The following is a 13,332-nucleotide window of genomic DNA, read 5'->3' on the forward strand; positions in this document are numbered from 1 at the left end:
TCAAGCCTTCAGGAAAGGGCGACCTTCATGGGCCACAAGGAGGTCGTGCATGTCGGACGCATGCTCTTCCTCGTCCGCGAGAATGTGCTCGAGCATGATGCGCGTCGTCGGGTCGTTGTCGCCGAAGTAGCGGATCAGTTCCTGATAGTGCTCGATGACGAGGCGCTCGGCGATCAGGTCCTGCTTGATCATCTCGATCAGATTTCCCGGCTCGCCGTATTCGGTGGCCGAACGGGTGGCGAGGTCCTTGGGATCGAAGTCGGGAACGCCGCCCAGCTGGTCGATGCGGTTGGCCGCCATCAGCGCGTGACCATGTTCGCTCTTGGCATGCTCCTCGAATTCCGCAGCGACGCTCTTGGACGTGATGCCGTCCGCGGCGATCGCGTGCATCTGGTAGCGCAGCGTGCAGACGATCTCGGTCGCGACCACTGTCTGCAGAAGTTCGATCGTCTTGTCGACGTCGCCCTGATAGCTGGGCATCACCGCGCCGTCCCCGAGCGACTTGCGCGCGCGTTCACGAAGGGTCTGGACGTCGGTGAGAAAGGCGCTTCGGTCCTGGGTCTGGGTCGCCATGGTGATCTCCTGTGATGGGGGGTTTCACCCTTAAGGCTGTCGGCGGTCCATGGGTTCCGCGCGAACGACTCGCAGAAACGGAAGGCGCCTGTTCGCCGACAGCAACAGACGCGAAACAGTTCCCGGCGTTTGCGCGGCGTTTTCCCGGGATTGCGACAAACCGGCGAACTCTTTGCGAACGCGCGACGTTACATCTCCCGACTGCAGCATGAGGGGCCAATGAACACAGCTGACACATCCATTTGCGACCAGCACGGAGCCGATGCGAAGACGCCGGCGCAGTACGGCGCCGCGGCATGGAAGGATATCGCGAGGCGTGTCTGGACAAACAGCGGCCGGCACGATCTCAATCTGCTTTCCGCGGCGGTCGCTTTCTATGCGTTCCTGTCATTCGTGCCACTGCTTGGTGCAGTCGTGATGACCTATGGGCTGATCGCCGATCCGGCCACGGTCGCCAAGCACATGGCGACGATCATCGACCTCGTTCCTGCCGACGCCGCCCACCTCATCTACGACCAGCTCACGAGCCTCACCCTGGCGGCGGCCGACAAGAAGGGGCTTGGCCTTGCAGTTGCGCTCCTCATCTCGATCTACGGCGCTTCAAGAGCATCGGGCGCCATGATCGGATCGCTGAACATCGTATACGAGCAGCAGGATCACCGCTCGTTCGTGCGCGGCACCATTCTTGCCCTCGCACTTGCCGCATCGGCGGTCGTGGTCGGCATCGTCGGGCTGGTTGCGGCCTCGATGCTCAGCCTCGCGGGCGACCTCATCGCCGATCTCGGCCCGATCGGCGCCCCGCTGATCCAGGCAGCGACCTTGGTCGTCGCCGCGGGCCTGTGCAGCATCGCCATCGGCGGGATGTACCGCTTTGCGCCAGACCGCGCCGATGCGCGCTGGCAGTGGCTGACCACCGGGTCCCTGATGGCGACAGCGCTATGGCTGGTCGCCACCGTCGGCTTTGGTCTCTATGCCTCGTCGCTGGGCAATTACGACACCACTTACGGTTCGCTGGGCGCCGTGGTCGTGCTGCTGATGTGGCTTTATGTCTCGGCCTATGCGGTGCTGCTTGGCGGTTTGGTCAATGCCGAGACGGAACGACAGACCGCCCGCGACACGACCACAGGCCCGGAACTGCCAATCGGCTCACGCGGGGCAACGATGGCAGACACCAGCGCCGCGCTGTCACCGAACGAGAACTGAGAGGGGTTACAGGTCGAAACCGGGGCGCGCTTCACGAAGCCCGCTGCGAGCCTGCGCCGGAACGCTCGGCCCCTCCGGTGGTTGGCTCCTGCATGCCCAGAAAGAATTGCCAGCGTCCCGACCTGCATTTCACCCGCTCGGAACGCGCGTCGTTGCCAGCCTGCCCGGCGTATCGCCAGACTCCCTCATGGCGATAAGGCCGCGCATCGCCGGGCGCGAACATGCCCGCGCCGGCACATCACCGATCTCGCGGGCCTTCTTGAAGAGGGTGGCGCCGCTTTTCGCTGGCAAGGAGATTTCCGGCGGGCCGATGCTGCTGGCAACGTTCGTCGCCCTTGTCCTGAGCAGTTCACCTCTCGCGTCAGGCTGGGAGGATTTCTGGGGCCTCTCGCTGGAGATCAGTCTGGGCTCGCATTCCCTCTCTCACTCGCTGGCAGAGTGGATCGACCACGCGCTCCTGCCTCTGTTCTTCGTCATCATCGGCACGGACATGAAACGCGAGATCGTCACGGGCGAACTCTCGCGCTGGCGTTCGGCCGCTTTTCCGCTGCTGGGGGCAATCGGCGGCATGGTGGTGCCGGTGGGACTCTTCCTGGTCATTGCCGGACAAGGCCCGGAAGCGGCGGGATGGGGAGCGGTCGTCGTCACCGACACTGCTTTCGGCCTCGCCCTGCTGGCAATCTTCTCCGACCGGTTCCCAGCCGGTCTTCGTGCCCTTCTGCTGGCGTTTGCCGCCATAGACGACGTCGGCGGACTGCTGGTCATCGCCGGCGCCTATACCCGGCACATCGAAATCGTCGGCCTCGTCGTGGCGGCAGTATCGTTCGGCGTCATGCTGCTGCTGCGCAAGCTGCGCTGGTTTTCCTCCTTCCCTTACGTGTTGCTGTCGATAGCAACCTGGGGCGGGATATTCGCATCCGGCATTCATGCCACGATTGCCGGCGTCGTCATCGGTTTCGTCGCACCGGTCCGCCCGAGGCTGGACAAGGATGCCTTTTCACGCGGAGTGCAACGCAAGGTCGATGATTTCCAGGATGCCTACCGGCAGCTGCGCCAGGCCGATGGCGACGATCGCATAGACCGCGCTGCCCATCATGAGGTTGAGGCCCACCTTGGATACCTCGACGAGATGACGGCGGCTACAGAAGTCACCGGCGATCGTCTCGTCGGGGTCCTGACCCCCTGGGTCAGCTATTTCGTCCTGCCGCTGTTTGTACTGAGCAATGTCCATGTGGCAATCACCCCTGATGCTCTTGCCGGCGCAGTGGCATCGCCCCTCGCCCCGGCGGTCGTCGCCGCTCTGGTTCTTGGCAAACCGATCGGCTTTCTGTTTGCTTCGTGGCTTGGAACCCGGACCGGAATTGCCCGTCTGCCGAGCGGCGTGACATGGCGCATGGTTCTCGCAATGAGCAGCCTTGCCGGTATCGGTTTCACGATATCCCTGTTCATAGCCGACCTTGCATTCGCGGACAGTAGACTGGTCGAGCAGGCATCGCTCGGGACGTTGGCTGCGTCGGCAGTGGCTGGTCTTGCAGGCTATGTCTTCCTTCGGTTTGCAGGTGATCGCCCGAAGATGTGATCCGAAAAAATGGCGCTGAATTCGCCGCTGCCAGCAATCTTCGGCCGTAAAAAATCGGCCGACCGGCGCGCATGCCCGGAATGAGAGCCGCAGCCCGAGGCCGAGGTCCGCTGCGGGCACCGACGATGCGAGTAGCCAATGCGACGGATGCCACGATGAAGTCGTCCGGCAGTGGATCGATACCTGAGCCTTGCGTGTTTGGCCTTCATGCAGCGCGAAGGCAATCGCGCGCCGGATTGAAGCAAAGGAGAGCATCGATGAACCGCGATGAACGCAATCCCGAAAATCGTCAGTCAGGTGGCTATCGCAATCAGGCCAGTTCCTGGGACATGCCGCGTCAGGCCAGTCAGTGGCAGGACGAGCGCAGTCGGCAGGCTGGCGGAATGGACGATGCCACCGAAGAATCTCGAAGCGCCTATGTTCCGCGTCGGGGTGAAGGCCGCGCCCGCAATCTTGGCGATCGCTACGAAAGCGATTCGGCGAGTTCCCGTTATGAAGAAGCCTCGCGCGGCACCTTTGGACGCGACCCGCGTCTCGAGGGGCGTTACGGATATGGCCGGGACGAAAATATCCGGCGCGCATCCTCGCCGCGCAGAAACGACTATCCAGTACATGATTTCGATGCGAGTGGGGGCAACGACTATTCCAGCTTCACCAGCGAGGATTACGGCGGCCGCGATTTCTCGGCAAATCGCGGCGCGTTGAGTGGAGGAGCGCACCCCAGCAACAGCTATCGGCCAAGCTGGGGACCGGGTAGCTGGTCCAGCCGGCACCACGATGATGACTACGGCGCATGGCGTGCCGAAGGCGAAAAGCGCGGGTTCCTGGAAAGGGCCGGAGACGAGGTGGCCAGCTGGTTCGGCGACAAGGATGCGTCGCGTCGCCGTGACATGGACCACCGGGGACGCGGCCCATCGGATTATACCCGCTCGGACGAGCGAATTCGCGAGGATGTCAATGATGCCTTGACGCAGGACTGGCGGCTCGATGCAAGCCATGTCCGGGTTGTGGTGAAGGAGGCCGAGGTGACACTCGACGGCACTGTGTCCACACGGCAGGACAAGCGCCGCGCTGAAGATCTCGCGGAAAACGTGTGGGGCGTCAGCCACGTCCAGAACAATCTTCGCGTGACCGGGTCTACTGTGCGGCACGACCAGTCGGCCGTTGATGGCATTCCGACTACACCTTCGTCAGCAGCCACGCGGCCGACCACGACATCCTGACGGCGGAAAAATGCCAGGGGATGGAGGGGAGCCTGATGGCTCCCCTCCTTTCAAAGTCCGAAGGTGCGCGGGAGGCTCCCGGGCGGTTCGTCCAAGGGTGCCGCATTATTCCTCCTCTCTGTGCTCAAGATTGCGCTGAAGGCCGCTTTGCACGCGATCCCGGCGGTATGCTGCATCATCGGCCTTGCCCTTCCCACGCCGGTCCGGGTCCATTCCGACGCCCCCGGTTGCTCCCGCGTTCGGACCAGGGTTGAGGCGCTCCTCTTCCAGCGAGCGTACGCCTTCGGGAACCTTGTCTTCGGGTTTCATGGCAGGATCATTTCTCGGCACGGGCAGTCTCCTTTGCTTTCCTGATTGAAGTGACTGCATCCCGCCCGCGTTTCGAGTAAAGGCGCCCCCGCAGGCCAGCGCGTGTTGTCGCCACGACAGGCTGCAGTTCCGGCACGCCGACCGACCCTCCACGCGGGAGCAAAGCGGATCGCACCGGCGTTCGCATGTGCAGATATGGACCCGCAGAGGAAGACGACAGTCTTGACAATTTTTGATGCCGGGAAGCTAGAAAATCCCGTTCCAGCCCATCTGCTTGCGGCGATCAGCATCCTGGAACGTGCACCGCGTGCAGATACTTCGCACCTGCGCCAAGGAATATTGCCGTTGGTCGGCTCGGCCAAGGGCCACCCCAAACCCCCGTTGACCATGCCGCCGCGTCAATTCGGCGCATCGGTTGAATAATGGAGAACCCCCATCCGGACGTCGGATGCCGAGCCATACCCTTACATGGTGCAAGCGTTCCGACGCCTTGGGCACGACAATCTCTGCCCATCGTCACACCGGCGACGCCGTCCAGCGAGCCGCATCCGGTGCGGCTCGCTGTACGGTACTTCAGTTTGAGTGGCTCGTGTCCCGGATCGACCTGGCTGATCCCATGCCCGCAGCCTTGGACGCACCGCCCAGCTTGCTGCGGACGCCCTCCTCGACCTTCCTGCCGGTTTCGGCGTCGATGTTGCGCCAATATTCGAAGGCGCGCTGCAGCACCTTCTCGCTGACGCCGTCGCACAGGTGGCTAACCACGTTCTCGACGAGACGCCCTCGCGCGGCATCGTCCATCACCTCGCGCACCAGCGTTCCGGCCTGGCTCCAGTCATCGTCGTCGGCGCGAAGGGTGTAGGCCTCGCGCACCATCTCGCCATCGGCCTGCCAGATGCCCGCCTCGTACGGGTCGCGCTCGGCTGCCGGGCCGCCGTAGCTGTTGGGGGCATAGACGGGATCTGTCGCCTTCTCGATCCGCATCGCGCCAGCGGTCGAATAGCTGTGCACCGGCGCGACCGGCCGATTGACCGGGATCTGCTTGTAATTGACCCCAAGCCTGGCCCGGTGGGCGTCGGCATAGGAGAAGCCGCGCGCCAGCAGCATCTTGTCGGGCGAGAGGCCGACGCCGGGCACCATGTTGTTCGGCTCGAAGGCAAGCTGTTCGATTTCGCTGTGGAAGTCGGTGGGATTGCGCGTCAGCGTCAGCTTGCCGACCTCGATCAGGGGATAGTCGGCATGGGGCCAGATCTTGGTGAGGTCGAACGGATTGATGCGGTAGGTCTTGGCGTCCTCGTAAGGCATCACCTGCCAGAAGAGCGTCCAACTGGGATGTTCGCCCTGATCGATGGCGTTGAACAGGTCGCGGCGGTGGAAGTCGCCGTCCTTGCCCGCCATCGTATCGGCGTCGGCCTGGCTGAAGTAGGCGTTGCCGTCGCCCAGGTCGGTCTTGAAGTGGAACTTGACCCAGAACTTTTCGCCCTTAGCGCTCACCAGCGAATAGGTATGGCTGGAGTAACCGTTCATCTCGCGCCAGGTCTTGGGGATGCCGCGATCGCCCATCAGGTAGGTCACCTGATGCGCGCTTTCAGGCGAGAGCGTCCAGAAGTCCCACTGCATGTCGTGATCGCGCAGGCCATTGTCGGCGCGGCGCTTCTGCGAGCGGATGAAGTGCTGGAACTTCATCGGGTCGCGGATGAAGAAGATCGGCGTGTTGTTGCCGACCATGTCGAAGTTGCCCTCTTCGGTGTAGAACTTGACCGAGAAGCCGCGCGGATCGCGCCAGGTGTCGGGGCTACCGCTCTCACCCGCGACCGTGGAGAATCGGATGGCGGTGTCGACCTTGGCACCCGGCTGGAACAACTTTGCCTTGGTGTAGGCGGTGACATCCCCGGTGGTCTCGAAGTGGCCGAAAGCGCCGCTGCCCTTGGCGTGGGGCTGGCGTTCCGGGATCCTCTCGCGATTGAAGTTGGCCATCTGCTCGATCAGGTAATGATCGTTGAGGACGATCGGGCCGTCTCGGCCGATAGTCAGCGAATGCTCGTCGCTCTGGATGGGAATGCCGGCATCGTTGGTGGTGCGCGGGGTGGACCGGTCTGTCATGGGAGCCTCTGGCTTTCTGAGTGGATGCTATCGCTACCCATGAGCCTCCCAGAGGTTCCCCAGTCGTTTTGGATCAGACCGCCACCTTGCGCAAAGACTGCTCGATCTCGCCGCCGCAATAGGAGCTGCCATATTCGTCCCGCGCCTGCTCGGCGAGACGCTTTAGTCGAGGCATCTCGGTCATGCGTCGCACCAGCGCGGCAACGTTCGGAGCTGCATCGCGGAGCAATGCCTCGATCGCGGGGAAGCGCTCCGTCATCGTCGACCACAGGACCGCGCTGACGATGTCCGCCACGCCCGGCGTGGCGGTGCCCAGCAGGGTTCCCTCCTCGTGCCTGAGCCCGCACCGAATGCCGGTCGCCTCCCAGATTTCCATCCAGCGCCTGAGACGCGGCACGAAGTCCCGCCAAGTTTCCTCCGTCCACATCTGCCGCCCCCCATTCAGCGTGATTTCGTCGAGCACATCGTTGGCGTCGTTGACGACCTTGAGCGTCCGCGCCCGTCCTTCGATCGAAGGGGGCACGAGATCCAGCTTCTCGCCCAGATAGCACGCGATCGCAGGCATTTCGGAGAGCGCAAACCCGCTCGCGTTGTCGACCAGGACGGGAGGCCCCATGAACGGGGTCGACTGCTCGGCGGGTGAACTCGCCATGAGCTGGCCGATCTCATCGCTGTCATGCTCGGTCCAGGTCTTCCCGGCGGAAGCGAGGATGCCGCGGATGAGCTGGCCGCGAAAGGGCACTGGCCAGTAGTAGAGGTCGAAGTCGGTCATCGCTTTCTCCTGCAGCATGAAGACCTCTCAATGCGCTGCGGCATGCCCGGTTTCGTGACAGCGACGAGCCGCCCTCGCCAGCGGTCACCCCGCCTTTGCCAGTGCAGAACCCTGTGCCCGTTCAAGGGTTATAGGCAGCAAAGGAACCTGCATCATGGCAACCCACGAAGCCCGCCTGATCGGTATTACGATCGACTGCCCATTTGAGGCGGCCTATGCCTTCGCTCACGTGCCGGAAAATTTCCCCGAATGGGCTGCGGGCATGTCGTCGTCGCTCCACCGGGACGGCGATGAATGGCGGGCTGACACGCCCGCCGGTGAAGCGAGGGTCCGGTTCACCCCGCCCAACGATTTCGGCGTTCTCGATCACTGGGTCATGCTGCCCGGCAAGCCGGTCATACATATCCCGCTGCGGCTGATCGAGAACGGGACAGGGACGCAGGCGGTCTTCACCCTCTATCGCCAACCGGACATGTGCGACGATGATTTTATTCGTGATGCCGCCATGGTCTGCCAGGATCTCGAGAACCTCAAGGCACTTCTGGAACGTAGTCAGCCGGACAGGGATGCTCCATGACGAACGAGCCACGTAGCGAAGAAACGGAGCAGCCGGACAAGGCACTCGATGCGTCCGAGGCCCGGGGTGTCGAGGAGCGCAAGGCCGGCTCCTCCAAGATCGTTCACGAGGTCGTGCGTTTGCAGGGAGAAGAGGAGCTCGCACGGCCCACCCTCGCCCTGACCCTGTCGGGTATCGCCGCAGGCCTTGCGATCGCTCTCTCCCTGCTGTGCGAGCTGTTCCTGCGCAGCCACCTGCCCGATACCGACTGGGCGCCGCTGATCTATTTCCTCGGCTATCCGATCGGCTATGTGATCGTGGTGATGGGCCGGCTGCAGCTCTTCACCGAAAGTACGGTGACGGCGGTGCTGCCGATCGCGACATCGCCTTCGCTGGGCAATTTCGGCCGCCTTGCCAGGCTCTGGGCCTGCGTGCTCGTGGGCAATCTGATCGGCGTCACGCTGGTGAGCGCGCTCATGGCCGGCGAAATCATCGTCACGCATGAGCAGCGAATGGTGGCCCTCGACATTCTGGGCAAGCTCGAACTCCAGCACTGGACCCGCACGCTGACGCTGGGGATACCTGCCGGCTTCATCATGGCGGCGGTCGCCTGGGTGCTGCCCAATGCCCGGGGCAGCGAATTCTGGGTCGTATTCGTGCTGACCTACGTGATCGCGCTCGGCGGCTTTGCACATGTCGTGACCGGATCGTCGCAGGCGAGCTTCCTGTGGCTCAGCGGCCGCATCAATTTCGGTGAAGCCTGGCTCGAATTCACCCTGCCGGCGCTGATCGGCAATATCGTCGGCGGCACCGGCCTGTTCGCGGTGCTGGCACATGGCCAGATGCGCAGCGATCTTGGCGCGGACGATCCGCATCCGAACCGAACCACCCAAGTTGACCGCATGGATCAGCACAAGAGAGGACCTGTCCCATGAAGCTCTACTATGCGCCGGGCGCTTGCAGCCTTGCCGACCATATCGCCATGGCCGAAGCCGGCTTGCCGTACACGCTGGAAAAGGTCGACCTGGAGGAAAAGCGCACCGAGACCGGCAGCGACTACACCACCATAAATCCCAAGGGCTACGTTCCCGCGCTTGCCCTCGGCGATGGCACCATCCTCACTGAAAACATCGCCATTCTCAGCTATCTTGCGGACCAATCCGAGAAGATCGCGGCGTCACCGGATAACCGCTGGAAATTGCTGGAGACGATCGCCTTCATCTCGACCGAAGTGCACAAGGGCTTCAAGCCGTTCTTCATGCCCGACAGCACCGATGAAGCGAAGAAGGCAGCAGGAGACAATCTGGCCAGGCGCTTCGCCTACCTCGAGACGCAGCTGGCTGAACGCGACTACATCGTCAGCGACAGCTTCACGTCGGCAGACTGCTACCTCTTCGTCATGCTGATGTGGGCGCAGAAAAAGGCCAGGCTGCCTCTGCCGGATGCCCTCACCCGCTATTTTGACCGCCTGACCCAGCGCCCGTCGATACGCCAAGCTCTGTCAGAGGAGGGTCTGGACTAGCTCGCCCTCAGGCCCCTGCGAGAAACCCGTCGTCGCGCTCCATGCCGACGGGCCCGCCGGTCCGCGAACAGATCTCGCGCAGCGCGGGCTTGAGACCTTCCTCGAATGTGGGGTGATAGAACGGAAGGGGCAGTATATCGCTCGCCGTCAGGCCCCGGTCGATCGCCATGACGAGGAGATGCGCCATGTGCTCGGCCGCCGGCGTCGCCAGCACGGCACCGATCAGTTTCCCGTTCGCCGAACCGGCATGGAGGCGTGGCAGTCCCCGGCTCACACCTTCGACCTTTGCCCGCCCCTGATCCTCGTAGGACGCGCTTGCGATCACGCTGTCCTTTCCATCAAGCTCGCCGATGTTCGCCAAGGGAGGATCGGTGAACATGATCGAGAAAGGGACCATGCGCCGGCCGGTTATCATTTCCGGGAAACAGGCGGCATTGCGCCCCGCGAGCGTCCCTTCCGCCTGCGCCTCGTGCAGCACGGGACGCGAATGGTCTGCATCGCCGGCCATGAAGATCGGCGCATCGCCGCACTGCGGCGTCGCAGGAGATATTTGCCGTAGGGGGATGATCCCTCTGTTGCCAGTCTCCTCCCCAAACACCATGCCGAGAGTCTGTTCCCGCACCCGCCTGTCTTCAGCAGTGGGGCCGGCCAAATGGCCAGTCGATGATATGTCCTGCCCACAGGAGAGCCCAGATCAGCATGGGCTGGAAAGCCAGTCTGGGGCCATGATACCACCAGGAAAGGTGAACGCCCGCGACCGGAATGTCATGCAGCGCGTGATTGAAGTTCGCCGGCCACACGCACAAGGCATAAGCCGCCAATGCTATGGAGGCGCCCCGATACGCCCTCGGTGACCAGCGCTTCGGAACGAGCAGACCTGCGGCGCCGGCGATTTCGCACCATCCCGTTGCCCATACCACGAAGTCCGGTAGGGGCACCCAGCGCGGTGTGATCGCCGCAAACCCGTCCGGGGCGGGAATGTGTTTGTATCCGGCAAAAACAAGGCAAGCGCGAACAGGCATCGCAGCAAGCTTCGCACGAGCGGAAATAGCCAGGGCGAAGTCGCTTCGCAAATATGCTGGTTCATGATCATTCTCATTTCGCGGGAACGCTGGCCTGCAGCATTTGCCGTCCATCCTCGCAGTGTGTACAAAAATGACCACATGACTATGATTTAATTGAAAATTCCCCTTCAATTCGATGTCGATCATCCCCAAGTGTTGGCCATGGCCCAGCATGATATCATAATGAATCGCAGGGCGATGATGCTTGCCGGTGCCGCAGTTGCGGTCGCTTCATGCTCGCGCTCCTCTTCGCCCCTGCGATCGACGTCGCCGCTTGCCGCTCCGGTACTTCCGAAGTCCGCAGGCCCTGCCAGCGTTCCGGCAATGGTGCGCAATGACGGACCGCGCGCAGCGTTCTCGACCGTCGACCCAACGCTTCTGCGCAAGGCTCTTGCGTCCCTTGATCGGCATGGCGAGCGGATCAGGCAGCGCGACCGGATCGCGATCGTGGACTTTTCCGCGCCGTCGTCGGACGCGCGAATGCATTTTCTCGACGTGGAAGACGGCAAGGCCATTCGCCTGCTCGTCGCGCATGGATCGGGTTCCGATCCGCATCACACCGGATACCTTGAACGCTTCTCCAACGCGTTCGGATCGAACGCATCAAGCGAAGGGGCATATCTGACCGATGACTACTACGTCGGCAAACATGGCCGTTCGCAGCGGCTGATCGGGCTCGACGCCACCAACAACAATGCGCTTGAACGCGCCGTCGTCGTGCACAGCGCGTGGTACGCAAATGACGACATGATCAAGGCGCATGGCAAGCTCGGCCGCAGTCAGGGTTGCTTCGCGGTGGGGGAGAACAAGCTCGATGACGTCTTCTCGTTCCTCGGCAAGGGGCGGATGATCTTCGCGGCAAGAAGCTGAATCCGGGCCTAAAAATCAGACGGTGAGCAACGTCCAGCATGCCTGTCGGTTGTACCTGGGGTCATCCAAGGAGATCCATGTGCGCAATCGGTTGATCGTTTCCCCGTTGCTTGCCGTGACTGTTGCACTCACAGCGTGCGGGTCCGGCTCCGGGACGCCCGACGCGCCTGCGCCGGCCGTGAGCATCACTGAAGTTCATTGGAACGACGCGGCGGTGCGCGACCTGCGCGCTGCGATTGACAGCCGGGCAACGCATGGCCTCGATCACATGAATTTCTCGCTCGATGGCCGCCCCGGCAATGCAGAAGGCGATCGCGCGCTGACGGAAAGTGCGTTGCGCTACGCATCGGCGCTGGCGCGCGGTGCCAGCGACCCTAAGAAGCTTTATGATATCTATTCCGTGCCGAGACCTGATCCGAACCTCCTGCCCGGCCTTGCCAAAGCTTTGAAGGGCGGTGACCTCAAGGACTGGCTGGACGGTCTCGCACCCCGGGATGACGGCTACCAGCGCCTTTCGAAAGCCTACCTCTCCCTTCGTGGCAGCAGGGATGCCCTCGCCCCGGCCATCGCACAGGACAGCGAGCCGCTGAAGCCCGGCGACAGCGATCGGCGCGTGCCGCAAATCGCCCGCCAGCTCGCGGCCTCCGACTATCTTGATGGCAAAGATGCGCAAGGTGACCGCTATTCCCCGGCCATGATGAAGGCCGTGCAGCGCATGCAGGCGGACTACGGCATCAAGCCCGACGGCGTCATCGGCAAGGATGCGCTGGAAATCCTCAACCTCTCCGATGCGGACAAGGCACGTGCGATTGCGGTCGCGATGGAGCGCATGCGCTGGCTGCAGCGCGATCCGCCCAAGACCCGCATCGACGTCAATGTCGCTGCGGGGCGCCTGACCTATTGGCGCGACGGCAAGATGGTCGATACGCGCAAGGTCGTCGTCGGGAAGCCGGAGAACCAGACCCCGCAGCTGGGTTCGCCGATCTATCGTCTCGTCGCCAATCCGACCTGGACTGTCCCGCGCTCGATCCAGAGCAAGGAGATCGCCGGCAAGGGCAGCGCCTATCTGCGCCGCAACAACATGGCGTGGAAGGACGGCTGGGTGGTACAGCAGCCCGGCCCCAGGAACTCGCTGGGCCTCGTCAAGTTCGACATGAAGAACGAGCATCAGATCTACCTGCACGACACTCCCGCCAAGCAGCTGTTCCAGGAAGTGCAGCGCCAGCGCAGCCACGGCTGCGTGCGCGTGGAGGATGCCATGGGCTTTGCGGAAATGCTGGCGAGGGACGAAGGTGTGCTCGACGAGTGGCACCGTGCCCGCGCCACCGGCAAGGAAACCTTCGTGCCGCTGCCACGCGAAATTCCAGTTCGTCTTCTCTATGACACAGTCCTTTTCGGCGAAGATGGTGAGCCGGTCATCCGCTCCGACCCCTATGGTCGCAACGAGAGCGTGGCGACCGCACTGGGCTTCGCGGCAGGAACCAGTCACCCGTTGCACGCCAATGGCGGCGACGTCGGGCCGTAAGGCAGGGATCGGACCCATCGGCAACTCTTCGCCGAT

Annotated in this window: 15 protein-coding genes; 9 read left to right on the top strand and 6 right to left on the bottom strand. The window is 63.0% G+C overall.

All coding sequences use genetic code 11. The features are described 5' to 3' along the window. On the bottom strand, positions 1-573 hold the full coding sequence (locus tag BES08_RS27830; protein WP_008827828.1) for a ferritin-like domain-containing protein: 573 nt from the start codon (positions 571-573) through the stop codon (positions 1-3). Positions 574-792: 219 nt separating this feature from the next. Here BES08_RS27830 and BES08_RS27835 point away from each other — a divergent pair, with 219 nt between their 5' ends. From BES08_RS27835 to BES08_RS27845, 3 genes are all read left to right on the top strand, one after another. Then, complete coding sequence (locus BES08_RS27835) at positions 793-1,776, top strand: YihY/virulence factor BrkB family protein (RefSeq protein ID WP_069709993.1); 984 nt, start codon at positions 793-795, stop codon at positions 1,774-1,776. 187 nt (positions 1,777-1,963) lie between these two features. Next, entirely contained in the window at positions 1,964-3,355 is a 1,392-nt protein-coding gene (gene nhaA / locus BES08_RS27840; RefSeq protein WP_069709994.1) for a Na+/H+ antiporter NhaA, read from the top strand. A 155-nt stretch (positions 3,356-3,510) separates the two neighbouring features. Beyond that, the gene (locus BES08_RS27845) at positions 3,511-4,578 is read left to right on the top strand and encodes a BON domain-containing protein (RefSeq protein ID WP_231958391.1); all 1,068 of its coding nucleotides are present in this window, start codon (positions 3,511-3,513) and stop codon (positions 4,576-4,578) included. Positions 4,579-4,683: 105 nt separating this feature from the next. Here BES08_RS27845 and BES08_RS33790 read toward each other — a convergent pair whose 3' ends face one another. Next, positions 4,684-4,887 (bottom strand): hypothetical protein, encoded by a 204-nt coding sequence (locus BES08_RS33790; RefSeq protein WP_008827824.1) that lies wholly within the window; start codon positions 4,885-4,887, stop codon positions 4,684-4,686. Between the two features lie 222 nt (positions 4,888-5,109). Between BES08_RS33790 and BES08_RS33335 the strand changes: the two genes are divergently transcribed. Then, entirely contained in the window at positions 5,110-5,310 is a 201-nt protein-coding gene (locus tag BES08_RS33335) for a hypothetical protein (RefSeq protein WP_156800020.1), read from the top strand. A 150-nt stretch (positions 5,311-5,460) separates the two neighbouring features. Here the strand turns inward: BES08_RS33335 and BES08_RS27855 are convergent, their stop codons facing one another. Together BES08_RS27855 and BES08_RS27860 are read right to left on the bottom strand one after the other, a co-directional pair. Then, a complete protein-coding gene (locus BES08_RS27855; RefSeq protein WP_069709996.1) occupies positions 5,461-6,987 on the bottom strand; it encodes a catalase in 1,527 nt (508 codons plus the stop codon). Between the two features lie 73 nt (positions 6,988-7,060). Then, positions 7,061-7,759: a glutathione transferase, Atu5508 family gene (locus BES08_RS27860; RefSeq protein WP_008827822.1), complete on the bottom strand. Its 699-nt coding sequence runs from the start codon at positions 7,757-7,759 to the stop codon at positions 7,061-7,063. 154 nt (positions 7,760-7,913) lie between these two features. Between BES08_RS27860 and BES08_RS27865 the strand changes: the two genes are divergently transcribed. Genes BES08_RS27865 through gstA form a run of 3 tightly spaced genes read left to right on the top strand, consistent with a single transcriptional unit; the run spans position 7,914 to position 9,837 of the window. Beyond that, the gene (locus tag BES08_RS27865) at positions 7,914-8,336 is read left to right on the top strand and encodes an SRPBCC family protein (protein ID WP_008827821.1); all 423 of its coding nucleotides are present in this window, start codon (positions 7,914-7,916) and stop codon (positions 8,334-8,336) included. Continuing rightward, positions 8,333-9,250, top strand: a complete 918-nt coding sequence (locus BES08_RS27870; RefSeq protein ID WP_008827820.1) for a formate/nitrite transporter family protein — start codon at positions 8,333-8,335, stop codon at positions 9,248-9,250. Before BES08_RS27865 ends, BES08_RS27870 begins: the two co-directional genes overlap by 4 nt. Beyond that, entirely contained in the window at positions 9,247-9,837 is a 591-nt protein-coding gene (gene gstA, locus BES08_RS27875) for a glutathione transferase GstA (RefSeq protein ID WP_008827819.1), read from the top strand. Before BES08_RS27870 ends, gstA begins: the two co-directional genes overlap by 4 nt. A 7-nt stretch (positions 9,838-9,844) precedes the next feature. Here the strand turns inward: gstA and BES08_RS27880 are convergent, their stop codons facing one another. Together BES08_RS27880 and BES08_RS32285 are read right to left on the bottom strand one after the other, a co-directional pair. Continuing rightward, on the bottom strand, positions 9,845-10,345 hold the full coding sequence (locus BES08_RS27880) for an oxidoreductase dimerization domain-containing protein (protein WP_008827818.1): 501 nt from the start codon (positions 10,343-10,345) through the stop codon (positions 9,845-9,847). A 124-nt stretch (positions 10,346-10,469) separates the two neighbouring features. Further along, entirely contained in the window at positions 10,470-11,048 is a 579-nt protein-coding gene (locus tag BES08_RS32285; protein ID WP_231958393.1) for a DoxX family protein, read from the bottom strand. 51 nt (positions 11,049-11,099) lie between these two features. Between BES08_RS32285 and BES08_RS27885 the strand changes: the two genes are divergently transcribed. Both BES08_RS27885 and BES08_RS27890 read left to right on the top strand, forming a co-directional pair. After that, entirely contained in the window at positions 11,100-11,771 is a 672-nt protein-coding gene (locus BES08_RS27885) for a murein L,D-transpeptidase catalytic domain family protein (RefSeq protein WP_008827816.1), read from the top strand. A 79-nt stretch (positions 11,772-11,850) separates the two neighbouring features. After that, positions 11,851-13,296: a L,D-transpeptidase family protein gene (locus tag BES08_RS27890; protein WP_069710225.1), complete on the top strand. Its 1,446-nt coding sequence runs from the start codon at positions 11,851-11,853 to the stop codon at positions 13,294-13,296. The last annotated feature ends 36 nt before the right edge of the window (positions 13,297-13,332 follow it).

The organism is Novosphingobium resinovorum (genome assembly GCF_001742225.1).
GTDB classification, from domain to species: domain Bacteria; phylum Pseudomonadota; class Alphaproteobacteria; order Sphingomonadales; family Sphingomonadaceae; genus Novosphingobium; species Novosphingobium resinovorum_A.